The organism is Actibacterium sp. 188UL27-1, assembly GCF_016901225.1.
In the GTDB taxonomy this organism is placed as follows: domain Bacteria; phylum Pseudomonadota; class Alphaproteobacteria; order Rhodobacterales; family Rhodobacteraceae; genus 188UL27-1.
This window is the reverse complement of sequence record NZ_JAFEUL010000001.1, coordinates 273,916-298,873: the sequence shown is the minus strand read 5'-3', so window position 1 is coordinate 298,873 and position 24,958 is coordinate 273,916. Positions and strand designations below refer to the sequence as shown.

The 24,958-nt window shown below is 63.5% G+C and carries 24 protein-coding genes; 13 read left to right on the top strand and 11 right to left on the bottom strand.

Features of this window, described 5'->3' with window-relative positions; genetic code table 11:
- Positions 1-143 precede the first annotated feature (143 nt).
- From IU397_RS01630 to IU397_RS01590, 9 genes are all read left to right on the top strand, one after another.
- Entirely contained in the window at positions 144-908 is a 765-nt protein-coding gene (locus tag IU397_RS01630) for an SDR family NAD(P)-dependent oxidoreductase (RefSeq protein ID WP_204409940.1), read from the top strand.
- A complete protein-coding gene (locus IU397_RS01625; protein WP_204409938.1) occupies positions 905-1,816 on the top strand; it encodes a 2-dehydro-3-deoxygalactonokinase in 912 nt (303 codons plus the stop codon). The genes IU397_RS01630 and IU397_RS01625 overlap by 4 nt, the downstream gene beginning before the upstream one ends.
- Positions 1,813-2,418, top strand: coding sequence for a 2-dehydro-3-deoxy-6-phosphogalactonate aldolase (locus tag IU397_RS01620; protein WP_204409935.1), 606 nt, complete (start codon positions 1,813-1,815; stop codon positions 2,416-2,418). The genes IU397_RS01625 and IU397_RS01620 overlap by 4 nt, the downstream gene beginning before the upstream one ends.
- Positions 2,415-3,350, top strand: coding sequence for an SMP-30/gluconolactonase/LRE family protein (locus IU397_RS01615; RefSeq protein ID WP_204409933.1), 936 nt, complete (start codon positions 2,415-2,417; stop codon positions 3,348-3,350). Before IU397_RS01620 ends, IU397_RS01615 begins: the two co-directional genes overlap by 4 nt.
- On the top strand, positions 3,347-5,254 hold the full coding sequence (locus tag IU397_RS01610; RefSeq protein WP_204409931.1) for a beta-galactosidase: 1,908 nt from the start codon (positions 3,347-3,349) through the stop codon (positions 5,252-5,254). Before IU397_RS01615 ends, IU397_RS01610 begins: the two co-directional genes overlap by 4 nt.
- The gene (locus IU397_RS01605; protein WP_204409928.1) at positions 5,251-6,243 is read left to right on the top strand and encodes an aldose epimerase family protein; all 993 of its coding nucleotides are present in this window, start codon (positions 5,251-5,253) and stop codon (positions 6,241-6,243) included. The genes IU397_RS01610 and IU397_RS01605 overlap by 4 nt, the downstream gene beginning before the upstream one ends.
- A gap of 117 nt (positions 6,244-6,360) precedes the next feature.
- Positions 6,361-6,900: an RNA polymerase sigma factor gene (locus tag IU397_RS01600; protein WP_204409925.1), complete on the top strand. Its 540-nt coding sequence runs from the start codon at positions 6,361-6,363 to the stop codon at positions 6,898-6,900.
- Positions 6,897-8,891: a VWA domain-containing protein gene (locus IU397_RS01595; protein ID WP_204409923.1), complete on the top strand. Its 1,995-nt coding sequence runs from the start codon at positions 6,897-6,899 to the stop codon at positions 8,889-8,891. The genes IU397_RS01600 and IU397_RS01595 overlap by 4 nt, the downstream gene beginning before the upstream one ends.
- A 69-nt stretch (positions 8,892-8,960) precedes the next feature.
- Positions 8,961-9,461 carry a ClbS/DfsB family four-helix bundle protein gene (locus tag IU397_RS01590; protein WP_204409920.1) on the top strand — a complete coding sequence of 167 codons (501 nt, stop codon included), beginning with the start codon at positions 8,961-8,963 and terminating at the stop codon, positions 9,459-9,461.
- Positions 9,462-9,545: 84 nt separating this feature from the next.
- On the opposite strand, the gene IU397_RS01585 is transcribed toward IU397_RS01590, so the two are convergent.
- The 6 genes from IU397_RS01585 to IU397_RS01560 form a co-directional block, all read right to left on the bottom strand.
- The gene (locus IU397_RS01585) at positions 9,546-10,004 is read right to left on the bottom strand and encodes an Hsp20 family protein (protein WP_204409918.1); all 459 of its coding nucleotides are present in this window, start codon (positions 10,002-10,004) and stop codon (positions 9,546-9,548) included.
- A 213-nt stretch (positions 10,005-10,217) separates the two neighbouring features.
- On the bottom strand, positions 10,218-11,051 hold the full coding sequence (locus IU397_RS01580; protein ID WP_204409916.1) for a serine protease: 834 nt from the start codon (positions 11,049-11,051) through the stop codon (positions 10,218-10,220).
- 120 nt (positions 11,052-11,171) lie between these two features.
- Positions 11,172-12,491 (bottom strand): glycolate oxidase subunit GlcF, encoded by a 1,320-nt coding sequence (gene glcF, locus IU397_RS01575; RefSeq protein WP_204409913.1) that lies wholly within the window; start codon positions 12,489-12,491, stop codon positions 11,172-11,174.
- A 24-nt stretch (positions 12,492-12,515) separates the two neighbouring features.
- Complete coding sequence (locus tag IU397_RS01570; RefSeq protein WP_204409911.1) at positions 12,516-13,355, bottom strand: hypothetical protein; 840 nt, start codon at positions 13,353-13,355, stop codon at positions 12,516-12,518.
- Entirely contained in the window at positions 13,352-14,497 is a 1,146-nt protein-coding gene (locus IU397_RS01565) for an FAD-binding protein (protein ID WP_204410575.1), read from the bottom strand. Before IU397_RS01565 ends, IU397_RS01570 begins: the two co-directional genes overlap by 4 nt.
- A 30-nt stretch (positions 14,498-14,527) precedes the next feature.
- Positions 14,528-15,976 (bottom strand): FAD-linked oxidase C-terminal domain-containing protein, encoded by a 1,449-nt coding sequence (locus IU397_RS01560; protein ID WP_204409909.1) that lies wholly within the window; start codon positions 15,974-15,976, stop codon positions 14,528-14,530.
- An 87-nt stretch (positions 15,977-16,063) separates the two neighbouring features.
- On the opposite strand from IU397_RS01560, the gene IU397_RS01555 reads away from it, so the two are divergent.
- Entirely contained in the window at positions 16,064-16,774 is a 711-nt protein-coding gene (locus tag IU397_RS01555; RefSeq protein WP_204409906.1) for a DUF599 domain-containing protein, read from the top strand.
- Between the two features lie 53 nt (positions 16,775-16,827).
- Entirely contained in the window at positions 16,828-17,190 is a 363-nt protein-coding gene (locus tag IU397_RS01550) for a hypothetical protein (protein ID WP_204409904.1), read from the top strand.
- Between the two features lie 61 nt (positions 17,191-17,251).
- Here IU397_RS01550 and IU397_RS01545 read toward each other — a convergent pair whose 3' ends face one another.
- Complete coding sequence (locus IU397_RS01545) at positions 17,252-17,476, bottom strand: hypothetical protein (RefSeq protein ID WP_204409902.1); 225 nt, start codon at positions 17,474-17,476, stop codon at positions 17,252-17,254.
- Positions 17,473-17,709 (bottom strand): hypothetical protein, encoded by a 237-nt coding sequence (locus tag IU397_RS01540; protein ID WP_204409900.1) that lies wholly within the window; start codon positions 17,707-17,709, stop codon positions 17,473-17,475. The genes IU397_RS01545 and IU397_RS01540 overlap by 4 nt, the downstream gene beginning before the upstream one ends.
- 192 nt (positions 17,710-17,901) lie before the next feature.
- Between IU397_RS01540 and IU397_RS01535 the strand changes: the two genes are divergently transcribed.
- Together IU397_RS01535 and IU397_RS01530 are read left to right on the top strand one after the other, a co-directional pair.
- A complete protein-coding gene (locus IU397_RS01535; RefSeq protein WP_239479525.1) occupies positions 17,902-18,732 on the top strand; it encodes an AraC family transcriptional regulator in 831 nt (276 codons plus the stop codon).
- Between the two features lie 69 nt (positions 18,733-18,801).
- A complete protein-coding gene (locus tag IU397_RS01530; protein WP_204409898.1) occupies positions 18,802-19,182 on the top strand; it encodes a VOC family protein in 381 nt (126 codons plus the stop codon).
- Positions 19,183-19,278: 96 nt separating this feature from the next.
- Here IU397_RS01530 and IU397_RS01525 read toward each other — a convergent pair whose 3' ends face one another.
- The 3 genes from IU397_RS01525 to IU397_RS01515 are packed head-to-tail and all read right to left on the bottom strand — an operon-like array spanning position 19,279 to position 24,931.
- On the bottom strand, positions 19,279-21,348 hold the full coding sequence (locus IU397_RS01525) for a hypothetical protein (protein WP_204409896.1): 2,070 nt from the start codon (positions 21,346-21,348) through the stop codon (positions 19,279-19,281).
- Positions 21,345-24,107, bottom strand: coding sequence for a DUF4159 domain-containing protein (locus IU397_RS01520; RefSeq protein ID WP_204409894.1), 2,763 nt, complete (start codon positions 24,105-24,107; stop codon positions 21,345-21,347). Before IU397_RS01520 ends, IU397_RS01525 begins: the two co-directional genes overlap by 4 nt.
- Positions 24,107-24,931: a DUF58 domain-containing protein gene (locus IU397_RS01515; protein ID WP_204410570.1), complete on the bottom strand. Its 825-nt coding sequence runs from the start codon at positions 24,929-24,931 to the stop codon at positions 24,107-24,109. Before IU397_RS01515 ends, IU397_RS01520 begins: the two co-directional genes overlap by 1 nt.
- Between the last annotated feature and the right edge of the window lie 27 nt (positions 24,932-24,958).

Here is a 24,958-nt window from a genome sequence, read left to right as displayed (position 1 = left end):
CGACCCCCCCTTTTCAACCGATGCACTGGTGTCTCCGTTGGCGCCTCCCCCCCAATGTGGGGGGGACCGAGGGGGGGATGGCTTGCACCCGCGACGGCGCCTGATGGCGACGCACAGCCCACCGCCCCGAAAGGCCTGCCGTTATGACCGCCACCTATTCAGATCTGGCAGGAAAATCGGTCTTCATCACCGGTGGCGGCTCCGGCATCGGCGCGGCACTGACCGAAGGTTTCTTGCGCCAGGGCGCGAAGGTCGCCTTTGTCCAACGCTCCGATGCAACAGCTTTCTGTGACCGGATGGCGGATGAGACAGGCACGCGCCCGCTTTTCATTCCGTGCGACATCACCGATATCGCCGCCCTCAAAGGTGCCGTCGCTCAGGCCTCCGACGCCCACGGCCCCGTCACCGCCCTCGTCAACAACGCGGCCAATGATCAGCGCCATACAACCGAAGAGGTCGATGAAAACTTTTGGGACTGGTCTCAATCCATCAACCTCAAGGCCTATTTCTTTGCCTGCCAAGCCGTGGTGCCGGGCATGCGCGCAGTTGGCGGTGGCGCGATCATCAACTTCTCGTCCATCAGCTACATGATGGGCAATGCAGGCTACCCCGCCTACACAACGGCCAATGCCGGGATCAACGGCATGACCCGCAGCCTCGCGCGTGAATTCGGCCCCGACCGGATCCGTGTCAACGCCCTGATGCCCGGCTGGGTCCTGACCGACAAACAGATGGACAAATGGGCCACGCCCGAGGCCCTTGCTGCCCATCTGGAACGCGCTTGCCTCAAGGACCATCTCGCGCCCGAAGACATCGTCGGCGGTACGCTCTTTCTGGCCTCCGACACCAGCAAACGGATGACCGGCCAGGCCATGGTCATCGATGGCGGGGTCGTGGTGACCGGATGACCGGAACGCCCGATTGGATCGCCGTCGATTGGGGCACCTCCCGCCTGCGCGCCTGGGGCATGACCGCCTCGGGCACCGAGCTGTGGCAGCGCTGTTCGGAAAACGGCATGGGTCAGCTTGCCCGGGACGCCTTCGAAGACGCGCTTCTTGACCTGGTCGGCGACACGCTGGGCCATGGGCCAATCCCGGTCATCGCCTGCGGCATGGTCGGTGCGCGCCAGGGCTGGGTGGAGGCCGCCTATCGCGCTGTTCCCTGCCCGCCCCTTGATGCCGACACCCTGACCCAGGCCCCCTGCGGTGATCTCCGCCTCACCGTCAAAGTCATCGGAGGCCTCAAACAGATCGACCCGGCGGATGTCATGCGCGGCGAGGAGACCCAGATCGCCGGTTTCCTTGCCCTCAATCCGGACTTCGACGGCGTGATCTGCCTGCCCGGAAGCCACTCCAAATGGGCCCGCATCAGCGCCGGCGAAGTCGTCAGCTTTCAGACCTTCCTGACGGGCGAGATGTTTGCCGCCCTCAGCCAGCACACCGTCCTGCGCCACACCGTGCAAAGCGACCGTTGGGACGATGCGGCCTTTGCCACCGCCATATCCGACGCACTCTCGCGCCCGGAACGCCTCGCCGCCCGCCTCTTCACTCTGCGGGCCGAGGCATTACTGAATGACCTGCCGCCCGCCCCTGCGGCCGCCCGTTTGTCCGGGACCCTGATCGGGGCCGAACTCGCTGCCGCCCGACCCTATTGGCTGGGCCAGGATGTCGCCCTGATCGGTGCCACAGACATCTCCCGCCACTATGCCACCGCCCTTGCGCAGCAGGGCGTGCCCGCCACCATTGCAGATGTCGACGCGATGACGCTAAAGGGCCTGGTCAAGACCCGCGCCCACCTCAAGGAGCCTGCCGCATGAGCCGAGCCCTGATCGCCATTCTCCGCGGGATCACCCCGACTGACGCCGTCCCGGTCTGCGCCGCCCTCATCGATGCAGGCATCACCCGGATAGAGGTTCCCCTCAACTCCCCCGACCCCTATGTCAGCATCAACGCGATGGCCAATGCCCACGGCACGGACGCGCTCATCGGCGCTGGCACCGTCCTGACGCCCGAACAAGTTGCCCATGTCTACCAATCCAAGGGGCAGCTCATCGTCTCGCCCAATTGCGTGCCCGAAGTAATCCGCGCGACCAAGGCGCTCGGCATGCAAAGCTGGCCGGGCATCTTCACGCCAACCGAAGCCTTCGCCGCCCTCGCCGCCGGGGCTGACGGCCTCAAACTCTTCCCCGGCGCCATGGCGGGCCCCGCCGGTCTCCAGGCCCTCCGCGCGGTCCTCCCCCCCGGCACCCGGGTCTATGCCGTGGGCGGCGCCGGTCCCGCGAACTTCGCCGATTGGGCCCGGGCCAGCGCCGACGGGTTCGGCATCGGCTCCGCCCTCTACGCGCCCGGCCTGTCGACCGCAGATGTCGCGGCCCGCGCAATCGACATCGTCGCCGCCTTCGACGAGGCCATGGGGTGACAGCCCAAACCGTCGACAACCGGGCCTGCGCCCTGGGTGAAGGGCCACTTTGGCACCCCGAACGCAGCCAGCTCTACTGGTTCGATATCCTCCAGAACCAGCTTCTGACCCGCAGCGCCGCTGGCCCGCAAACCACCACCTTCGACCGCACCGTCTCAGCCGCCGGGTGGGTCGACGAAAACACCCTGCTCATCGCCTCCGACCGCGGTTTCCTGATCCATGACCTGCAAACCGGCCAAAACACCGACCTCGCCCCGCTGGAAGCCGACCAACCCCATACGCGCAGCAACGATGGCCGCGCCGATCCCTGGGGCGGCTTCTGGATTGGCACGATGGGCCGCAAGGCCGAACCCAAGACCGGCGCGATCTACCGCCTCTACCAGGGCGAGGTGCGCAAACTCCGCGGCCGGATCACCATCCCCAACGCCATCTGCTTTTCCCCCGATGGCCTTTACGCGTACTTCACCGACACGCCGACCCAGATCATCCACCGCCAACCGCTCGACCAAACCCACGGCTGGCCCAAAGGCGACCCCGTGCCGCTGATCAACCTGCAAAACACACCCTGGATCCCCGACGGCGCCGTCACCGACGCGGCTGGCACGATCTGGAACGCCCAGTGGGGTGGCTTCCGCGTGGCGGCCTATGCGCCCGATGGTACCTTCCTACGGGCCATCCAAATGCCCGCCGCCCAAACCACCTGCCCTGCCTTCGGGGCGCCTTGGGACGGCGGGCGGGGCGCCTTGCCCGACCGGCGCAGGCCGGACGGGCAACAGCGTCCGTCCCGCCCGTCCGACCTGACCACGCTCTACTGCACTTCCGCCGCCGATGGGGTCACCGCAGATCACCGCAAACAGCATCCTTCCACTGGCCAAACCTTTGCGCTATCCAACGTGGCGCAGGGGGTGCGAGAACATCAGGTGATCTTGTGAGTCCAAAACTTGGCGTGTGCTATTACCCCGAACACTGGCCCGAAGAGCGTTGGGCCAAAGATGCCAAACGCATGGTCGCCACCGGCCTAACCTATGTCCGCATCGGCGAATTCGCCTGGGCCGAACTGGAACCCGAACCGGGAGAGCTGAATTTCAACTGGCTCGACCGCGCCATCGAAATCCTGGGCAAAAACGGTCTCCGCGTCGTCCTTGGCACGCCGACCGCAACACCGCCGCGCTGGATGGTCAACCGCCATCCCGACATGCTGGCCTTGGACGCAACCGGCCAACCCCGCACCTTCGGCTCCCGCCGGCACTACTGCTTTAGCCACCAGGGCTACCGTGATGCCTGTATCCGCATCGTCCGCATCCTGGGCGACCGCTACGGCAAGAACCCCCATATCGCCGCCTGGCAGATCGACAATGAATTCGGCTGCCACGACACCACCCTCAGCTATTCCCCCGCCGCCGCCGATGCGTTCCGCGAATGGCTCAAATACCACTACCGCAGCATTGAAAAACTGAACCGCGCCTGGGGCAATGTCTTCTGGTCCATGACCGCCGACAACTGGTTCGATATCGGTCTGCCCAACCAAACCGTGACCGAACCGAACCCGGCCCATGCCCTGGCCTTCCGCCGCTTCTCCAGCGACCAGGTCGCCACCTTCAACCGCGCCCAGGTCGAAGAGCTGCGCAACCTGACCGAGGCACCGATCCTCCACAATTACATGGGCCGCGAAACCGCGTTCGACCATTTCACCGTGGGCGAAGATCTCGATATCGCCACCTGGGACAGCTACCCAATCGGCTTTCTCAGCGACCGGTTGGAGGATCCGCCCGAACACAAGGCGCGCTATCTCCGCCAGGGCGATCCCGATTTTCAGGCCTTCCACCACGACCTCTACCGCGCCGTGGGCCATGGCCGCTGGTGGGTGATGGAACAGCAGCCCGGCCCCGTGAACTGGGCGCCCCACAACCCTGCCCCGCTCAAGGGCATGGCCCGCCTCTGGGCGTGGGAAGCAATAGCCCATGGCGCCGATGCGGTCTGCTATTTCCGCTGGCGCCAGGCCCCCATGGCCCAGGAACAGATGCATGCGGCCCTGATCCGCCCCGACAACGAAGACGCCCCCGTCATGGAAGAGATCGCCCAACTCGCCCAGGAGGTCGTCCAGCTCAAGGACAATACCCCCCTGCAGGCCCGCATCGGTATCGTCTTCGACTACGTCTCCGCCTGGGCCTGGCAGGTGCAGCCCCATGGCGCCGATTTCGACTATTTCCGCCTGGTGTTCGAGGTGTATCGCACCCTGCGCAAACTCGGCCAGAACATCGACATCCTGCCGCCCGATCAGTCCGACTTGTCCGGCTACGACCTTGTTCTGGCCCCCGGCCTGTTTGAGCTGGACCAGAACCTGATGGCCGCCCTTTCCAGCTTTGACGGCACCGCCTTGATCGGTCCACGCACCAACACCCGGACCGCCAATTTCGCCATCCCCGTGCCCCTGCCGCCAAACCTGCCCGATCTCGATATCAAGATCTTCCAGACCGAAAGCCTGCCCCCCCAGGGGCCCATCGGCCTCGCCAATGGCGGCACCCTGATCAAGTGGTTCGAACATCTCGAAGGCGATGCAGAGGTCATGGAACGCACCACTGACGGCCTGCCTGCCATGGTCCGCTCCGGTGGCCTGTCCTACCTGGCAGGTTGGCCGGACGAGGCCGCAATGACCCGCATCCTCACCCGCGCGCTTGAGGCGGCAGAACTGCCCATCACCCGCATGCCCGAAGGGTTGCGCCAGCGCGACCTGACCTATCACCGGGTCTATGTGAACTATTCCGCCACGGCCCAGACCGTCGATGGCCTGACTGTCCCCGGGGCCGGCGTCGCGGTGAAACGGCGCAGCTCATGACCCATTTCGGCACCCTGAACACCGGCCAGCGGGTCGAAAAGCTGACCATCGCCGCGGGGGATCTGACCGCCGCCATCCTGACCTTCGGCGCGATCCTGCAGGATGTCCGCCTCGCCGGGATCGACCACGGCCTGACCCTGGGATCGGATCAACTTGCCGCCTATGAAGGGCCCTACAATTCCTTCGGCTCCGTCATCGGCCCCGTGGCCAATCGGATCAGCAATGCCACTGCCACTTTGGGCGGTGCCACATTGCATTTCGAACCCAACATGGATGGCAAACACACACTCCATAGCGGAGCATGCGGCTTGCGGCGCAAAATGTGGGAGGTCACGGATCACCAGCCGGACCGCATTACCCTCACCGTCACCGCCGCCCATGGCGAAGGGGGCTTTCCCGGTAACCGCAGGTGGCGCGTGTCGTACTACATTGTCCCCGCGGGGACACTGACCATGACCCTCGCTGCAACGACCGATGCGCCGACCCTGATGAACACGGTCAATCACAGCTACTGGAACCTCGACGGCACGCCAACATATGCGGGCCACATCCTGCGCCTCGCCGCCGAACATTACCTGCCTGTGGATGACAGCCTGCTCCCCACCGGCGAGGTCGCGCCCGTCAAGGACACCGCCTTTGACTATCGCCAGGGTCAGACCCTCGGCCCCGACACGGCGGTCGATCACAATTTCTGCCTCTCGCAGACCCGCGCACCCCTGCGGCCCGTCGCCTGGCTCACCGGCACCTCCGGTCTCATGATGGAGATGGCAACAACCGAACCCGGCCTCCAGGTCTATGACGGCGGCACGATCCGCTCAGATGACTTCCCCGGCCACCGCGGTGCACCTTACGACCTCCAGGCCGGTTTGGCCTTAGAGGCACAATTCTGGCCCGACGCGCCAAAGAACCCGCATTTCCCCTCCATCCGCCTCGACCCCAGCATCCCGTGGGAACACGTCACCAGTTGGACCTTTTCCCGCCCGGCCTGATCGTTCACCTCACATCGGCCCCCCGGTTTGAACGGCTGTCCCCGCGGGGACAAAACTTTTTTCGCAAACGCGGCCAAGGATTGACGCTTCGCTTGCGTCATATGAACTGTGATGCGCATGACAACCTCAGACGAGGCCCTGGCCCAGGCCGCCGCCAGCGGTGACCGCGATGCCTTTGCCGCCCTTCTGGCGCGGCATTACGACCGGCTGTTTGGGCTGGCTTGCCGTCTGCTGGGCAACCGGGCCGAGGCTGAGGATTTGACCCAGGATATCTGCGTGGCCCTTCCAGCCAAGTTGCAAGGCTACCGGGCGGAGGCCAAGTTCACCACCTGGCTTTACCGGGTCGCCATGAATGCCGCCCATGACCGCCGCCGCCGCATGGCCAGCCGGGGCCGCGCCGCCGATGGGTGGGGCGATTGGGAGGTGAACCGCCGCCATGCCAATGCCGAAGAGGCCGACCGGACCGATTGGTTGACCCGGGCCATGGCGCAGTTGAAGCCCGACCTGCGCGACACCGCCACCCTGATCCTGGCCGAGGATTTGACCCAATCGGAGGCGGCAGAGATCCTGGGTGTCCCCGCGGGGACAATCGCGTGGCGGATGTCAGAAGTCAAAAAAGCGCTCCGCGCCCGCGCCGCAGAGGAGATGACGCCATGACCGACGATGACGACCTCGACGCCTTGCGCGCCGCCTTGAAGGCCAGCCCTGCCCCCGACCCGGCCCGCAAACAGGCCGATTTGTCCGCCGCGATGGTGGCGTTTGAAAAAATTCACACGCCTGCCCAAGAATCCGAGGATGCGCCGCGTCCTAGCATTGACCGCCCGATTTGGGGGCGGCTGACGCAAGGAGCGAAACGCATGTTTAACACATTGACCACCAAGGCCGGCCTGACGGTCACCACAGGGATCGTCACCGCGGGATTGGCCGTCGCGGTTTTCCTGCCGATGCAACAGGTCGGCGTCCCCGCCGACATGACGCTCAGGGACCCGGCACGGACCACCGCAGCGCCGACCAGCGGCGTTCAAACGACCACTGAAAGGCGCGAGTTGAGGCTTGAGAAATTCGCTGACGAGGGTGCCCGCCCTGCCGCGGAAGCGCTCCAAAGCCAGCCGCAGCCGAGGACTACCGCGACCGAGGATGCTGCGCCAGCCCCGGCACCACAGGTGTTTCAGGAGCCTTTCACCACGGATCGGGAGGCCCTGGCCGAACCGGCCCCACACCTGGACCGGCTGATGATAGCGCCGGAAAATGACACCGAAGCCTTTGCCAATGCTGCGGAAAATCCGCTGAAGGTTGTGGCGGAGGATCCGGTCTCGACCTTTTCGGTGGATGTGGACACGGCCTCCTATGCCGTCGTGCGGCAATCCCTGATGGCGGGGCAGCTTCCGCCGCGGGATGCGGTGCGGGTCGAGGAGATGGTGAACTATTTCCCCTATGACTACCCGGCCCCCGAAGCGGGCGGCGCACCGTTCCAGCCAACGGTCACAGTGACCGAGACCCCGTGGCGGGACGGCACGCAACTGGTACATGTTGTGTTACAAGGCGAGATGCCGGTGATTGACGAACGCCCACCCCTAAATCTGGTCTTTCTGATCGACACGTCAGGCTCCATGGCCGAGGCCAACAAACTGCCGCTTCTGCAGCAATCCTTCCGCCTGATGCTGAGCGAGCTGCGCCCCGAGGATCAAGTAGCCATCGTCACCTATGCGGGCAGCGCGGGTCAGGTGTTGGAGCCAACCCCGGCCTCGGACCGGACCAAGATACTGACAGCGCTGGATAATTTGCAATCGGGCGGCGGCACGGCAGGACAGGCCGGGCTGCAACAAGCCTATAGCGTGGCCGAAGGCATGGCGGAGGACGGTGAGGTCACCCGGATCCTGCTGGCCACCGATGGGGATTTCAATGTGGGCCTGTCGGATGTGGATCAATTGAAAGACTTTATCGCCGACAAGCGTGACGGCGGCACCTACCTGTCTGTCCTTGGCTTTGGTCGCGGCAATCTGGACGATGCCACGATGCAGGCCCTGGCCCAGAACGGCAACGGCCAGGCCGCCTATATCGACACGCTGAACGAGGCCCGCAAAGTGCTGGTCGATCAACTGACCGGGGCACTGTTTCCCATTGCGGGCGACGTGAAGGTGCAGGTGGAGTTCAACCCCGCACAGATCGCCGAATATCGCCTGATCGGGTATGAGACCCGCGCCCTGCGGCGGGAGGATTTCGACAATGACAAGGTCGATGCGGGCGACATTGGCGCCGGGCACCGGGTGACGGCAATTTATGAGGTGACGCCTGTGGGCTCCCCCGCGCGGGCCACGCAACCGCTGCGCTATGGCGCTGCTGAGACTGTGGCCAACCCATTGGAAGAGCTGGGCTTTCTGCGGTTGCGCTACAAAGAGCCGGGCGCGACCGAGAGCCAGTTAATCGAAACGCCGATCACCGCCGATCTGGGTACTGCCACGACCGAAACACGCTTTGCCACCGCCATTGCGGGCTTTGGTCAGTTGCTGCGCGGATCTGATCAGCTGGGCGATTGGAGCTATGCCGATGCCATCGCGCTGGCCACCGAAGGGCGCGGGACCGACAGATTTGGGTACCGGGCCGAGGCGATTAACCTGATGCGCCTGGCCGAAAGCCTGTCACGGTAAACCCATGACATAGATCAAAGACCTGCCGCAGCCCATGCGGCAGGTCTGGGGCATAATCAGGAGGCCATTATGCCCGGCGCAACGACCAAGTCAGAGTTGCTGACCATTACACATAAAGAATTTGCCCGCCTTGATCAGCTGATTGGGGATCTCTCGGAAGAGACGGCGCTGGCGGGTGCGGATGACGAAACCTCGATCAAGGACACGATCGGACATCGCGCCCATTGGATCACCCTGTTTCTGGGATGGTATGCCGATGGCCAGGCCGGGCGGACGGTTCACATCCCCGCCGAAGGGTACAAGTGGAGCGAATTGAAAGCCTATAACGCGGCGGTGCGGGAGATGCAGGCGGATCTGCCATGGGCCAGCGTGGTCACCTTGCTGCGCCGAAACCATGCCAAGCTGATCGATTTCATCACTGGTTTGTCACAGATGGAACTGTACGGCGCCGTGATGGTCGGGAACGACAAATGGACAACCGGGCGCTATGCGGAAGCAGCCGGTGCCAGCCATTACCGATCTGCCAGGAAATACATCACAAGCTGTTTGAAAGAGCTTCAACGGGGGTGAGCCTGCAGATCTTTGACGCGCAGTGGGCCCCATGCAGAACGCGCGGCCCCGGGGGACCGCGCGCCGTATCGGTTAAGCGATGGTTCAGGCGTCGACGGCCTGGGCTTCCAGGGTCTTGTTGCCTTTCGCGATTTCGATCTGGCGGGGTTTCAGCGCTTCGGGCACTTCGCGCACCAGATTGATATGCAGCATACCATCCACGGTGGCAGCACCGGTCACGCGGACGTGGTCAGCCAGTTGGAACCGGCGTTCAAACGCACGGGTTGCGATACCACGGTGCAGGTAGGTGCGGGTATCCTCTGCCTCGACCTTTTTGGCGGCGATCACGACGGCGCCGTCCTTAACCTCGACCGACAGTTCATCATCCGAGAAGCCGGCAACCGCGACGGAAATGCGGTAGCTGTCATCGTCAGTCTTTTCGATGTTGTAGGGCGGGTAGGCGGGCTGGGCCATATCGGCCGACAGGACACGGTCCATCATATCGGCGACGCGATCAAAGCCAACAGTGGCGCGGTAGAGGGGGGTCAAATCGTAGGTTCGCATGGGTCATCCTCCATTGAGCGATGGTTTACGATGGGGCGCCTTCGCATTGGACAGGCGCCTATTTCAGGTGTTCGGACCCGTCATTGGCATCCGAACACCGCTGATATGGGGAGTGATAGGCGGCTTTCAAGAGGTCTGTGCCCCGTTTGGAAAGCGGACATAACCAGCCCGCTAACGCATTAAAATCGCGTGATTTTCAGCAGGGGCTGCCTGTCAAGGCCGCACGAATTTTGCCGTGGTCTGACGATTATTGGTGGTGCGCCGCGCGGTCAGGGCCGTGCCGGTCCGGTCGCTGATCTGGGCCGGAGGTGCTGCCTTGGCCATTTCGTCATGTAGGACGGCCAGCCGATTGCGCAGGTTGGCGGCGAGGGCCACCTGCTGTCCGTCCATCTCTGCCTTGGCAGAGACGACCGAGGCGATGGACGGCACGGCACCAAGGATAAAGATCGGTGCGCCCGACGCGCCGAAATCGACCGAGCAGGAGAGCATCACCACCCCGCTCTGCTGGCGTAGGACGTGGCACGTTTCCTGGATGGAAGGCGCCTCTGACCGGTCCTTGGCATAGGAGACGACACCGACGACATCCCCGCGTTTCAGGTTATCGGCGGTCTCGAACGGGCTGACCCTGTGGGTGCGGATCGGCTGATCCAGTTCCAGCAGGGCCAGGTCATTTGCGACGCGCGACATGTCGGCGGAAGCGCCGAATGAATAGGACGGGTGTAGAACGGCGCGGCGGACCCCGCGATAGGCCTCAGCCCGGCCATTGCGCCACCCGGCCAGAAACTCGATCTCCTCCGTTGCGATTCGTTTGCCCGTCGCCTTGTCGTAAAGGCAATGAGCCGCCGTAAGGACCAGGTTTTCAGCAATCAGCGCGCCGGTGCAAAACCCGGTATGGCCCAGGTTCAGGCGGCCAACGCCTTCCCAGCCCTTGGTTTCGTCACCGGTGGTTAAGCTACGGAGCGCACTGGACTTTTCTTCGGCGATGGCCGGGGCAAGCAATGACGCACAGACGGTCAAAGCACTTGCGAAAAGAGACAGACCGCGCATGCTGGCACCCCCAAATTCAGCCTGTGGCCGAACTAGCAGCGGGAAGCGGCAAAACTGTGGCGATGGGATGGCCAATACCCCCAGTGGAACATGTCTCGGGAGGTAAGTTGAAGCGGCCCGTCAGCGCAAGACGGGAATCCCGGACAGGCCCGGTTCAGCCGCGATCGCAGGCGGGACGGGGCCGCCCGTGGCCCAGTCGAGCAGTTCAACCGTGTGGACGATGGGGATATCGGTGCCGCTGCCGATCTGCATCATGCAGCCGATATTGCCGGCGGCGATGATATCGGGCTGTTTCGCCTCTAACGAGCGGACCTTGCGATCCTTGAGCTGTTTGGAGATTTCGGGCTGCATCAGGTTATAGGTGCCCGCGGAGCCGCAGCACAGATGGCTGTCGGCGGGTTCGACCACCTGGAACCCGGTTTTTTTCAGCAGGTCCTTCGGGAAGGTCTTGATCTGCTGGCCGTGCTGCAGGGAGCAGGCCGCATGGTAGGCAACCTTTGTCTGTTTCGGGGTGCCTTCCGGCAGGTCAAGCTTGATCAGCAGTTCGGAGATATCACAGGCGATAGCAGCAACGGCGGCGGCTTGATCAGCCAGGGGATCATTGCGGAACATATGACCGTAATCCTTGACCGTGGTGCCGCAACCAGACGTGTTGATGACGATCGCATCAAGGCCGTCGTCCTGCATCTCCGCATGCCAGGCTTTGATGTTTTTGGCCGCTGTCGCGTGGCTTTCGGCGGTCTTGCCCATGTGATGGGTGAGCGCACCGCAACATCCCGCGCCTTCGGCCACGACGACCTCGCACCCTAATCGGGTCAGCAGGCGGATGGTGGCATCATTGATATCGGTGTTCAGGGCCTTTTGCGCGCAGCCGGTCATCAGCGCCACGCGCTTCTTGCGGGGGTGCTGGGGCGCAAAGGTTTGCGGGTCGTCATTGCGGCTGACAGGCGGGATCTGCTTGGGTGCCATTTCCAGCATCGCACGCAGGCGGGGATCGGGCATCAGGGGTGCGAAGGGGCGCCCGATCTTGGCCAGCAGGAGCGCCACGCGGAACCGCATTGGATAGGGCAGGATGCGGGCCAGGACCCAGCGCAGGGCACGGTCGGACCAGGGCCGTTTATAGGTCTGCTCGATATAGTCGCGCGCATGGTCGACCAGATGCATGTAATGCACGCCCGATGGGCAGGTCGTCATGCAGGCCAGGCAACTGAGGCACCGGTCGATATGTTTGACCGTTTTCTCATCGGCGGGGCGACCTTTCTCCAGCATATCCTTGATAAGGTAGATGCGGCCCCTTGGGCTATCCAATTCATCGCCCAGCACCTGATAGGTGGGGCAAGTGGCCGTGCAGAACCCGCAATGGACGCAGGTGCGCAAGATTTCGTTCGCGCGGGCGGTCCCGGGATCGTTAAGCTGGTCGGGGGTGAAGGTCGTTTGCATGAACGTTTCCTTATCTCACCTGGGTCAATGGACCTGACCGAGCCGTGCGGCCTCAGTCAGTGTCATGCGCAGGTCATTGAGACCGTTATCAAGAAAGAGAACCTCGATATCGTCTGCGCGCGGAAGGGCCCCGTGTTGCGGCAAAAGAAGGGCCAGCCCCTGCCCCACATCGGTCATGGCGACATCGATATGGGCGGCGTGTTCGCCGGTTCCGCTGCCCACAACCACGCCAAGATCGGCACCAGCGCGGGCGGTTTGGATCATATCCTCGATCTTGTTGCGATCTTCCACAGCCAGAGGCCCGGGCCCGGCATTGGGCAGGCGCAGACCCAAAAACCATCCGCCGTGGCGGCTATGGGTGACGGAGGCAAAGCGCCCATGCACCAGCATGTCCTGCGCAAGGACGGTGTCTTGCGTCGCACAGGCGATGAGATCGGCGCGCGGATGACGTTCGTCAAACCCCTCGGGCTGGAGCATCGCCCACGCCCCGTCGGAATCGAGCTGGGCGCGCGGCTGGACCGGGCGCTGGCCTTTCAGGTCGTCGATGCAAGGCGGGACCGCCTCTGCCGGGTCAAGGATCGGTGCGGTGGCCACAACGGCGCGGGCCAGGGGGCGCAGGTCATCGCGCCATTCGGCGGTGACGATCAAGGCATGGCCGCGGTCGGAGGGGCCAAATTCCCACATCAGATCCGAAGAGATATCGGCGAGCGTTTCCATGTTTGGGATCGCATCCGCGGGCTTGCCGGTTGAAATGGCCGTGTCAAAGCGGTCGGCATCGTCTGAAAACCGGGACCAGAACCGTTGGACCAGGTCCTGGATCGTGGCCGGAATTGCCAGCGCGACAAGGTCGTAGGAATCGGTCATGCCATGAGGCCGGGATTGAGGATCTGGCGCGGGTCGAATTGCTGGCGCAGCCCTTGGGAAAGCTGGGCGATGGCCGCAGGCTCCGGGTGGAACGGCGGAATGACGGCACGGGTCGCGTCCGAGGCGCGGATCAGGGTCGCGTGGCCGGAAAGACCTTGCAGCTTGGTGCGGACATCGCTGCCGGGCGCCACCAGAACCGAAACCAGGCCGCCGCCCCAATCGTAAAGCCGCGGCACGGGGCCCAGGCGCACCGCGACCTGCGGCCCGTCGCTGGGTTTGACGGAGATGCGCCAGACATCGCCATCACGATCGGCCAGGGGAACCGCATCGCGAATGGATCGCCAGGTATAGGCGACCCTGGTGAGACCCGTGTCGACGGTGATATCGGCCAGGGGGGAGAGCAGCTTGGTCAGCTGTTCGGTGCGGTAGGCGACAGAGGCGTCGAACCCTTCCAACCGGATCAGGGTGACGGGGTCCGGGCCGGTGGCGTCATGGGCCGCGCCGGACACTTCGAACGGGGAGCCCAAAGCCTTGGACAAAAGGGCAATGGCTTGGGCATCCTTAAGGCCCGTGGCGCGGAGCGTGGCCGAGGCGGCGATCCCGGGGAGCACCTTGAACGCCACCTCTGTCAGGATCCCCAATGTGCCGCGGCTGCCTGCCATCAGTTTGACTAGGTCATAGCCGGTGACGTTTTTCATGACGCGGCCACCATTTTTGATGATGTCGCCGCTGCCATCCACAAAGCGCACGCCGATGAGGCTGTCGCGGCAGGCGCCCGCCTGGATGCGGCGGGGGCCAGATGCATTGGCGGCGACCGTGCCGCCGATGGTGGGCTGGCCGGTGCCCCCGGGGGCGGGCGTGGTGCCAGTGCCCAGAAGGGGGCGATAATCCATCGGCTCGAACGGCAGGCGCTGGTTTTCGCCGTCCAGCGCGGCGGTGATATCCTCCAGCGGCGTGCCCGCCTGGGCAACGATGGTCAGCGCGCCGGATTCATAGAGCGAGATGCCTGTCAGTTGGGCGGTCGACAGAAGTTCCCCCGTCACAGGGGCGCCGATGGGCTGTGTGCCGCCCCCCACCACGCGCAAGGGACCGGTTGCAGCCGTGACAATGGCGGCCAGTTCGGCCTCTGTTTCCGGTGCCAGCACGGGCGCCTCCGTCAATTCTGGTTTGGATCAGGCGGCCCGGGCGTTGCCGTCGCGGCGCGGGGCCGTTGTGGCGAGCGGAAAGACCTTGGCCGGGTTCAGCAGCCAGGCCGGGTCGAACACGTCCTTGACCCGCATCTGAAGCTCCATATCCACAGGGTCAAACTGGTCATGCATCAGGTCACGTTTTTCGATGCCGACGCCGTGTTCGCCTGTCAGGCAGCCGCCAACCTCGACACAAAGCCGCAGGATATCGGCGCCGAGGGCCTCGCATTTTTCCAGATCGCCGGGCTTGTTCGCGTCAAACAGGATCAACGGGTGCATATTGCCGTCGCCTGCATGGAAGACATTGCCGACCTGCAGCCCGTATTCCGTGGACAATTCACCAATGCGGCGCAGCACATGGGGCAGGCTTGAGACAGGGATCGTGCCATCAAGGCACATGTAATCGGCAATCTGGCCGATCGCGCCGAACGCGGATTTGCGGCCCAGCCAGATCTTGGCGCTTTCCTCGGGCGAGGTGCTTTCGCGCAGCTCGACCGGATCGTGCTTGCGCGCGATCTGGAGGATGACGCCGAGCTGTTCGTCAATCTCGGCCTCCGACCCCTCGACCTCCACGATCAACAGCGCCTCGCAGTCGGGATACCCTGCCTGGGCAAAGTTTTCCGATGTCTGGATGCAGAGCTTGTCCATGAATTCGATGGCAACGGGCAGGACACCGGCCTTGATGATGTCGGCGACGCAGGCGCCCGCCACTTCGCTGTCGTCAAAGCCCATCAGAACAGGTCGCGCGCCTTCGGGCTTGGGCAGGATACGGAGCGTCGCCTCCGTCACGACACCAAGTTGGCCTTCGCTCCCGCAGATCAGGCCCAGCAGATCATAGCCCGGCGCATCCAGGTGGGCGCCGCCAATTTCGGTGATGGTGCCATCCATCAGGACCAGTTTGACGCCCATCAGGTTGTTGGTGGTGACGCCATATTTCAGGCAATGGGCCCCGCCGGAATTCATGGCGATGTTGCCCGCAATCGCGCAGGCCAACTGGCTGGACGGGTCGGGGGCGTAAAAGAACCCGTCCTCCTCCACCGCGCCGGTCACGCTGAGGTTGGTGCGACCGGTCTGCACGCGGATGAAGCGGTTGTCGTAATCGGTTTCCAGCACGTCATTCATGCGCGCGACACCGAGTATCACGCTGTCAGCGGTTGGCAGTGCACCCCCGGCCAGCGAGGTGCCAGACCCGCGCGGCACCACCGGCACCCCTTCCCGGTGGCAGATTTTCAGGACCTCTGCGACCTCTTCGGTGCTGGCGGGCAGGACCACGGCCAAGGGCGGGCAGCGATAGGCGGTCAGCGCGTCGCATTCATAGGCCCGCGTCTCGGCCTCATCCGCGATCACGGCATCGGCCGGCAGAACCTTTTTCAAAAGGGAGACGATCTGCGATTTCTTGGCGACCACGGTCGGGTCGGGCACCGGCATTTCCATCAACATCTCCCTTCACGGTGAATTGGTAATTTAATATAACCAATTTTGCCATCTGGCAAGTCTTGGCCGCGCCGTTATTGTCGCGCCATGACATTAGCAGATCGTTTGAGCCTTTTGACCATGTTCGATGCCACGGCGGTGGCCTTGTTCATCCTGACCTGGAACCTGATCGGCTGGCGGATCGAGCATCCGGCGGAGCAGCGCCCCTCGGTCACGGCGCTGATGTCGGACTATCGGCGCGACTGGATGAAAGCTTTCGTCACGCGTGAACCACGGATCTTTGACGCGCAAATCTTGGCCAGCCTGCGCCAGGGCACGGCCTTTTTCGCATCCAGCAGCCTGATCGGGCTGGGCGGGCTATTGGCGCTGGCCGGGAACACCGCGCCGCTGCAAGGCGTGGCGATGGAACTGGCGGAGGGGGAGTTTCCGGCGCTGATCTGGCAATTGAAACTGGGATTGGTGGGGCTGTGCCTAACCAATGCATTTTTGAAATTCGTCTGGTCGAACCGGTTGTTCGGCTATTGCGCCGTCGTGATGTCAGCAGTGCCTAACGAGGCCAACGATCCGACAGCGCAGCCGCGCGCGGCACAGGCGGCAGAGTTGAACATCCGTGCGGCGCTGAATTTCAACCGCGGCTTGCGATCGATCTATTTTGCGTTGGCGTCGCTTGCCTGGCTGGTCGGGCCGGTGCCCTTGCTGGTAGGCACGGCGGTCACGATCTGGTTGCTGTGGAGCCGGGAATTCGCCTCGATCCCCCGCGCGATCCTGCTGGGCGAGCATATGCCCACGAAACGGTGATCAATGGAACCGACCAGACGATGCTAGGTCAACCGAAAGACAAGGAGTTTGCCATGACACGTTTTGTTGCCACCCTCGCGGTGCTTGCCCTTGCCGGGCCGCTGGCGGCGGATCCAGCCGTGATCGAAAAGGTCGAGGCCCAGAGGTCGGGATCGGACTGGTCCTTTTCCGTGACACTGAGCCACGGCGATACAGGTTGGGACGACTATGCGGATGGGTGGCGCGTGATGGCACCAGACGGCACGGTGCTGGGCACGCGTGTTCTGGCCCACCCCCATGTGAACGAGCAGCCGTTTACCCGCAGCCTGAGCGGTATAGCCATCCCCGATGGCCTGACCGAGGTGATGATCGAGGCGCGCACCCTGCCTGATGGTTGGACCAGCACACCCGTGGCCTACACACTCCCCCAAAGCTAAAGCGTCTGACGAACCAAGCGTGGCGCGGGCCGTTTGCCCGCGTATGCCTGTCACGGGCCTGTCACGGGGCGAGTTGGGACCAGGCGCCGTCTTGGCATGTGAACCGTCGTTCGGACCTTACATAGGCGCTTTCGGCCAACACCTGATCCCGAATGTCCGTCATGACGGCGATAAGATCTGCGGTGTCCCGCAGCACCACCACGACAAGATCGCAGGCCAGTACACTGACCGCGACGGGGCCAATCTGCGCCTCGATCCGCTCCCACAAGGCGCTGTGCAGCATCACGGCATTCTCGTAATACCCGTCCAGCGTGAGGAAACAGAGACCGGCATGACATGTTCGGGCGCTAGTTCGTTGAGGTCGCCCATTTTACCGGAAAGGACCGAGATGAAGGAGTCGAGCACGTCCTGCCGCTCTGCATCATCGGTGGCCCCTTGCAAGGTGCGATGCAGGTTGTTCTGGTGGTACACCAGCCCGTCCGCGGTGGCGGGGTCGGCCACAACGCTGTCATCTTTCATGACAGCATTAGGCGCGCCCGTGGCCCGGACCGCATCCAAAAGATGACCTGATGTATCCTGAAGCGTATCAGGTCTGGGAATATCGGCCTGGGCCGGGCTGAACAGAAGCAAAAATGCTGTATCGCATCCCGTCTGACGCCATAGATGGCAGGTAAATCAAGTCATTTAACCAACCCCGAGTGGTCAAGGGCGATGTCAGCAGATGCTGCGGATGGTCATTTTCAACCGTGCCGTTACGATGACATCTTGACCGAATTGGCGGATAGAGCAGGCGCAGGCAAGATGTACGATCCCAAGGGCAACGGCAAAGACAAGGCAGCGCCGACCGTCATGTTTAACGAAGCCGAACCGCCCGACCATTTGCGGGGCGTCGTGCATCGGTTTTTGGAATTGCGCACCCCAGCCCCGCTTGTGGATGATTACCGATTTCATGCATTACCCGATGCGTGCACCTATATCGTCTTTGACCAGCGGCACCCGGAGATCGCGGGGGTGACGCGATTGCGCGCCTCATCCGAAGAATTGAACCTTGGCAAGATGTTTCACTTCGTCAATGTCCGGTTCCTGCCGGGCGTCTGGCAGGGGAATCGTGATCAGATCTGCCACGGTATCATCAAGGATCCCTATGGTGGGGATCTGCCATTGCTGGCGCTTAATAAAACCCTGATCGCCCAGGATTTTGAGGGGCAGTCTGCGGCGCTGTCCCAGTTTGTCGAAGAGCTTCTGAGGACCGGGCAGATCATCGCGAACCCGGTGACCGAGAAGATCTTTCAACATATCGACGAGATCCATGCCGTGGCCGACATGGCGGCAGTCTGTGCCCTGTCGCCCCGCCAGTTGCAGCGGGTTCTGCAACGGACGACCGGGTTTGCGCCCCATGACTTCCTGAAGGTGCTCCGCCTCCAACAGTCATTGGAGGGTGAGCCATCGGTGTTGTATGCGGATCAGTCGCATTTCATCCATTCGCTTCGCAAGGCGACAGGGTATACGCCCGGTCAATATGCGCGAAAGTTCGATGTCTGATATCTACAATACCGACCGCCTCTCGCTTGTTAGTTCATCTGCATACCCTATCACATGCAGGAGTTGGACATGACCAAGATGAACGCAATCGGATGGTTTGATATCTATGTCGACGAGTTGGACCGGGCCGTCGCCTTTTACGAGGCAGTGCTGAACTGCACGCTGGCCCCCATCGGCGATCCGACCGGAGAAACCCAGATGATGAGCTTTCCGGCGGATATGAGCGCCTATGGTGCCGGTGGTGCCTTGTCGAAATCGGCCCATGCCAAGCCGGGGATTGGCGGCACGGTCGTTTATTTCTCGGCCGAGGATTGCGCGGTTGAGCAGGCGCGGGTGGAGACGGCAGGCGGAACTGTCCTGCGGCCGAAATTCTCAATCGGGGAGTTTGGTTGGGTGTCCCTGTGTCAGGATACCGAAGGCAATGTATTTGGCATCAGTTCGATGCAATAGAGGCCGGTGCGTCGCACATGGCAAGGGGCAAGCTTTGGGCTGCCCCATTCCATGCGCCGTTACTATGGGGGCGGTGCCCCTGCCCCGGCATTTGGTTTAACGGCGACCTTCGATCAGCCAGGCGCCGACCGTCAGCATCGCGGCGATCAGCAAAAAAAGCCAGGCCTGGACCAGCGGGATGACGGTGACATCGGCGGTCAGGTAGGCTTGACGCGGGGTGATCCCGATCCAGTTGCGGCCTGCGGCGACGCGGCCCTCGCGGACCTGTCGGATGCCCGGTGTGCCATCTTCGAGCCGCGGTGCGCCGCCGCGGCGCGCATCGATAGCCTCTTCCAACACGGCATCGCTGGCAATGGTCTGTTCGAACTCTTTGGGTGCGGAGGGGCCCAGGGCCACAACGGCCTCCTCTTCGCCGTTGGACAGACGATAAAGGCCGATCTCAAGCCCTTCGAACGTGGCGGTGAAGCGCCCGGGCGACACCTCTTCCAGCGGCACGACGGTCACTGTGCCGTCAGGGGCGGTCAGTTCGACATCGCCGGGATCTTCGCCCAGGGTACGGCGGGTGATGGTCATGGTCTGACCTTCGGCAGTGGCGGTCAGCGCCTCTTCCTCAAGCTCGGGCTCCTTCATCATCCAATGGGCGAGGCGACGCAGGAGTTCCAGTTGCGGCCCGCCCCCTTCGAACCCACGGTTCCAGAGCCAGGCATGGTCGGACGCCATGAGGGCCACACGCCCTTCACCAACCCGGTCAAGCTGCAGCAGCGGCCGCCCATCGATGGCGGACATCACGGTATTGCCACCCGTCTCATCCACCTCGACCAAGCGGAACCAGCGACCCCAACCCGGGCCGTCCCCCTCCTCAGGTGGGGGTGACAGTTCATCAAGACCAGCTGTTACGGGGTGGCGATTGCCGACATCCGTGATCTGCGGGACGAACCCCTCTTCGATGACACGGCCCGTGGGATCACCCGGCACGATATTCCCCAGGTCCGACTGATATATGCTGTCGGCGGTGGCGTAATCCGGCCCGGCAGCGATCAAGACCGCACCACCAGATTCCACATAATTGCGGACGTTTTCCAGATAGCTTCGCGGCAGGATCCCACGCTTTTTATAGCGATCAAAGATGATCAGATCGAATTCATCCACCTTTTCCAGGAACAACTCCCGCGTCGGAAAAGCAATGAGGCTCAACTCGCTCACCGGCACGCCGTCTTGCTTTTCGGGTGGGCGCAGGATGGTGAAATGCACCAGATCGACGGAGCTGTCGGATTTCAGCAGGTTGCGCCATGTGCGTTCGCCGGGATGCGGCTCCCCGCTGACCAGCAAGACGCGCAGGCGGTCGCGCACGCCGTTGATCTGAACAACCGCGGCATTATTGCGTTCGGTCAGTTCCGTATCGTCAACGTCCACATTGAACTGGATCACGTTCATGCCGCCATGGGACAGCGTGACGGGCAGTTCGAGATCTTCGCCCACGGGCACCTGGTAGGTCTGGCCTTCCTCCCCGTCGACGGCGATGGTCAAGGCGGCGGTATCGCCTGCGCTGGCAGGGATCGCACCGCTATCCTCTACCCGCAGGGTTAAGGTGATTTCTTCGTCGATGATGGCAAATGCGGGAGCGTTCTTGATGATGAGACGACGATCCCAATCGGTGTCCTTGCCGGTCATCAGCAGATGCAGGGGTGCGGGCAGATCTGGCAGACGGTCGATGTCATGGACCTGTCCGTCTGACACAAGGATGGCGCCTGCAATGCGGGCGCGCGGCTCCTCTGCCATCAGATCGGCCAGGGCGGTCATGGCGAGGGTGCCGGTGTTATCCTCCCCATCGCGGACGGTGACGGTGCGCAATTCGGTGTTGGGCATCGCCTCCACATCGGCGGTGATCTGGGCCACGGCCTCCGCCGTTTGATCCCGGCGGTCGGCGATGCGCTGGCTCGCGCTTTCATCGACGACCATCAGCACGATGTCGGAAAGCGGTGTCCGCTCTTCCTGCTGGAGCGACGGGTTGGCAACGGCCAGCAACAGGACAGCGGCGGCGAGCCCCCGCAGCCACCAGCCCTTCAGACCGCGCCAGAGGGAAAAGCCGACGAACACAGTAGCGAGGATGGCCGCGGCGATGATCACCGGCCACGGCAGGAGCGGGTCGTAGATGACTGCGTTCATTGGCCAAGCCTATCCAAAAGGGCGGGGACATGAACCTGGTCCGACTTATAGTTGCCGGTCAGAACATGCATGATCAGGTTGACGCCGAAGCGGTTCGCGATTTCGCGCTGGCGCTCCCCGGCATAGCCACGGCCCACGGGGAACATCGCCCCCCCGGTGCGGTCGACGGCCCAGGCCGAGGCCCAGTCATTGCCGCCGATCACTACGGGTGTCACACCGTCATTGAGGTTGCGAAAGGGCATCCCCTCGACCTGTTCGGCATCGGCGGGGGCCGCTTCGACCCAGACATCGCGGCTGGCATAGCGGCCCGGGAAATCCTGCAAAAGGTAGAACGTGCGGGTCAGGACGTGATCGGAGGGGATGGGTTCCAGCGCAGGCACATCCAGCGGACGGGCCAGTTGTTGCAGCTTGCGTCCTTCCGGCGTACCGCTGCCGAAGCGTCCGACATTGGCATCGCGGGTGTCGAACAGGATCATGCCACCAGAACGCAGGTAACGGTTGAGCTTGGCATAGGCGTCACTGGAAGGTATCGGCTGCGCCTCACTGATGGGCCAGTAGAGGAAGGGGAAAAAGGCAAGCTCGTCGGTTTCGAGGTTCACCGCCAAAGGCTCTGCCGGTTCAATGGAGGTCCTGCGGCGCAGCGTCTCGGACAGGCCCGTGAGCCCGGCAAAGGCCAGATCATCCAACCGGCCATCGCCCGTGACGACATGTGCCAAAACGACCTCGCTTGTGGCGGAAAGGGCGAGCGCATCGTCCTGGTCCTGCGCATCGGCCCCTTGCGGCATCAAAAGGAACAGCGCCAATACGGCAGCGATCCCACCCCGCGGGCCGCGGAGCCTACCGGACAGGAACAGCGAGGCGATCATATCGACGGCCAGGAGCATCAGGGCGAAGGTCAAGGCATATCCTTTCAGCACCGTTTCTCGGGCCAGGGCCAGCCCTTCCACCACGATGCGGGCAGGCCAGGACGTGGGCGACAGAGTGGTATCATCGCGGGCGACATTGACGGCGATACTGCGATCTTCGCCTGCATAAAGACCTGGCGCAAGGTCGGGGCCAAGTTGTCCCCCGGCCAGATCCTCACCCGCCACGCCCGGCAGGGTGCCGGCATCGCGGGCGGTGCCGAACCCGTCTAGCACTTCTTGGGGCGTCCAGGTGGTGCCCTGCAACTCTTCGGCGGTGGGGTTGGAGGGACGGGTTGAGATCGCCATACGTTCAAGCATCGAGACGTAAAGCCCCGACAGCGGCAGGGACGACCATTCCGCATTGGCGGTGACATGGAACAGGATGACCTGACCGTCCCCGATCCGCTTGCGCGTGACCAATGGCGTGCCATCGACCAGGGCGGCAATGACACGTTCGCTGAGTTCCGGGCCCGGCTGGGCCATGACCTGTGCGGTGACGGCCACCTCTTCGGGGATGCCGAGGCCGTAGAAGGGCGAGTCCTCGGCGAAGGGTTGGAGCGCCTTGGGTTCCCCCCAACTCATGGCGCCACCGACGGTGCGCCCGCCTTCGCGCAGGCGGATGGGCATCAGCGGATCCTCTTCACGGCGGCTGACATCGGAGGCTGCGAGGCGCGGCCCGGCAAACCTCAGCAGCAACCCCCCTTGATCCAGCCAGTCCAGAAGGGCGTCCTGCTCGGTCTCTGTCACATTGGCGACATCGGCAAAGATGATGGCATCGGGATTGGCCAACAGGACGTCGCCCAATGTGCCGTCGATGATATCGGCCGTGGGAACCAGCGCTTGGCGCAAGTAATGGAGGGGGGAAAGCAATTCTAGCCCTTCGCGGTCGCTGGTGCCCGCGATCATTGCAACCTCCCGCCGTTTCAAGGCGTCATCGGTGAGGGTGACGGCCCCGGCAGAGCGGATGCCGGTCAGTTCAAACCGGGTGACGCGGTTGCGCAATTCGGGGGGAAGGGACAGGTCCAGTTCCGCCTCTGTCGCGTCGGCTTCGAATGTCATCTCGGCGGTGGCCAGCGCGCGTTCAACGCCGGACGGATCCAGTCCGCGGGCAGTGACCGTAACGGCACGTTCGACCCCGGGGACGGCACGGATGGCGGTCAATTTGACCACGCCATCCTCAAACCGGGCGGGTCGCAGGGCCAAAACCGGGCGCGGACTTTCGAACACGGTCACGGTACCCCGGGCCTCCAAAGCAGACAGGACCGGATCGCGGTGATCGCGGTTCAGGCCATCTGACATCCAGAATGTCTCAAAATTCCCGTCCAGCGCTTCGGCCCAGGCGGTCACGGTGTCGGTGTCGGGCTCCCACGGGTAGGGCGTAAGATTGTTGAGGCGCGATGACCAGGATTCGGCGGCTTGAAACGGCAGATCACCGGCGGGCAGGTCCGTCAGTCGGATCACGGCGACGGTGCGCCCGGCTCGGCTCGCCTCGTCCAGCAGGCCTTCGACCCGGTCCAGTCGGCGGGGCCAGTCGCGGGCATCGGCCCAGGTGCCGTCCATGACAATCAAAAGCGGCCCCGTCCCGTCGCGTTCGACCTGGGGGTTCAGAACCGGCCCGGCAAATCCCAGGATGATCAGCGCCGCCGCCAGCATCCGCAGCAACAGCAGCCACCAAGGCGTGCGGTCGGTCTGGCTTTCGTCGTCGGTCAGGCCGAGCAATAGTGCCACGCCGGGAAAGCGGCGGCGGATCGGTGCAGGCGGAATGGCCCGCAGGATCAGCCATAGGATCGGCAAGGCGATCAGCGCCAAAAGTAGCAGCGGGGCGGTAAAGCCGATGGGGCCAAGCATGAACATCAGTGCATCCGCTCCGTCGCGCGATAGAGCCACAAGAGCGCCGCCTGGGCCGAGCCATCGGTGTGGTGCGTGTCGAACTGCCACGCGGCCTGTTGCGTAAGAGCGGTGAGTCTCCCTTTCCGTTCGGCCAGCCGGTCGAGATAGCGGGTTTTCAGATCACCCGCTTTCAGTGTCTCGTGTCGCAGACTGCCACCCATGCTTTCGAATATGGTGCGGCCGTCAAAGGGGAAGCTCTCTTCCATCGGGTCGAGCACTTGCAACATCGCGCCGCGCACGCCGCGATCCGCTGCCTTGGCCATCGCAGCCTCGACCGGGGCCATGTCGCCCATGAAATCGGAGATAAAGATCGCGCGGGACTGGAACGGCAGTCCGGTCGTTTGCGGCACACCGTAGTCGCCGCTGTCGCGGTCCGAGGTCAGCGCCTCGGCGATCCGCACAAGTTGCACCGGGCCGCTACGGGGGGCCTGACCGATGGTGGACAGACCGACACGTTCGCCGCCCCGGACCAGCAAAACCGACATGGCCAAAGCCAACAGACGGGCCCGGTCAGATTTGGTGGCGCGGTTCTTATCACCGGTAAAGGCCATGGATTGGCTGTCATCGACCCAAATGAGCACGCTTTGGGCCGCCTGCCATTCCTTTTCCTTTATGAAGTGCACGTCCGACTTGGCCGACCGGCGCCAGTCGATCATCCGCGCCTCATCCCCGTGGGCCATGGGGCGGTATTGCCAAAACTCGTCGCCCATACCAGAGCGGCGACGGCCATGGGCCCCCAAGACCACCGTTGAGGCCAACCGTTCGGCATCTGCCAGCAAGGGCGGCATCGTGCCCGCCAATGCCTCCGACCGGGA

Coding starts and splice junctions, on each gene's coding strand:
- IU397_RS01630 (WP_204409940.1), top strand. CDS start 144: ATGACCGCCACCTATTCAGATCTGGCAGGAAAATCGGTCTTCATCACC.
- IU397_RS01625 (WP_204409938.1), top strand. CDS start 905: ATGACCGGAACGCCCGATTGGATCGCCGTCGATTGGGGCACCTCCCGC.
- IU397_RS01620 (WP_204409935.1), top strand. CDS start 1,813: ATGAGCCGAGCCCTGATCGCCATTCTCCGCGGGATCACCCCGACTGAC.
- IU397_RS01605 (WP_204409928.1), top strand. CDS start 5,251: ATGACCCATTTCGGCACCCTGAACACCGGCCAGCGGGTCGAAAAGCTG.
- IU397_RS01600 (WP_204409925.1), top strand. CDS start 6,361: ATGACAACCTCAGACGAGGCCCTGGCCCAGGCCGCCGCCAGCGGTGAC.
- IU397_RS01595 (WP_204409923.1), top strand. CDS start 6,897: ATGACCGACGATGACGACCTCGACGCCTTGCGCGCCGCCTTGAAGGCC.
- IU397_RS01590 (WP_204409920.1), top strand. CDS start 8,961: ATGCCCGGCGCAACGACCAAGTCAGAGTTGCTGACCATTACACATAAA.
- IU397_RS01585 (WP_204409918.1), bottom strand. CDS start 10,004: ATGCGAACCTACGATTTGACCCCCCTCTACCGCGCCACTGTTGGCTTT.
- IU397_RS01580 (WP_204409916.1), bottom strand. CDS start 11,051: ATGCGCGGTCTGTCTCTTTTCGCAAGTGCTTTGACCGTCTGTGCGTCA.
- glcF (WP_204409913.1), bottom strand. CDS start 12,491: ATGCAAACGACCTTCACCCCCGACCAGCTTAACGATCCCGGGACCGCC.
- IU397_RS01570 (WP_204409911.1), bottom strand. CDS start 13,355: ATGACCGATTCCTACGACCTTGTCGCGCTGGCAATTCCGGCCACGATC.
- IU397_RS01560 (WP_204409909.1), bottom strand. CDS start 15,976: ATGGAAATGCCGGTGCCCGACCCGACCGTGGTCGCCAAGAAATCGCAG.
- IU397_RS01555 (WP_204409906.1), top strand. CDS start 16,064: ATGACATTAGCAGATCGTTTGAGCCTTTTGACCATGTTCGATGCCACG.
- IU397_RS01550 (WP_204409904.1), top strand. CDS start 16,828: ATGACACGTTTTGTTGCCACCCTCGCGGTGCTTGCCCTTGCCGGGCCG.
- IU397_RS01540 (WP_204409900.1), bottom strand. CDS start 17,709: ATGAAAGATGACAGCGTTGTGGCCGACCCCGCCACCGCGGACGGGCTG.
- IU397_RS01535 (WP_239479525.1), top strand. CDS start 17,902: ATGTCAGCAGATGCTGCGGATGGTCATTTTCAACCGTGCCGTTACGAT.
- IU397_RS01530 (WP_204409898.1), top strand. CDS start 18,802: ATGACCAAGATGAACGCAATCGGATGGTTTGATATCTATGTCGACGAG.
- IU397_RS01525 (WP_204409896.1), bottom strand. CDS start 21,348: ATGAACGCAGTCATCTACGACCCGCTCCTGCCGTGGCCGGTGATCATC.
- IU397_RS01520 (WP_204409894.1), bottom strand. CDS start 24,107: ATGTTCATGCTTGGCCCCATCGGCTTTACCGCCCCGCTGCTACTTTTG.
- IU397_RS01515 (WP_204410570.1), bottom strand. CDS start 24,931: ATGCCGCCCTTGCTGGCAGATGCCGAACGGTTGGCCTCAACGGTGGTC.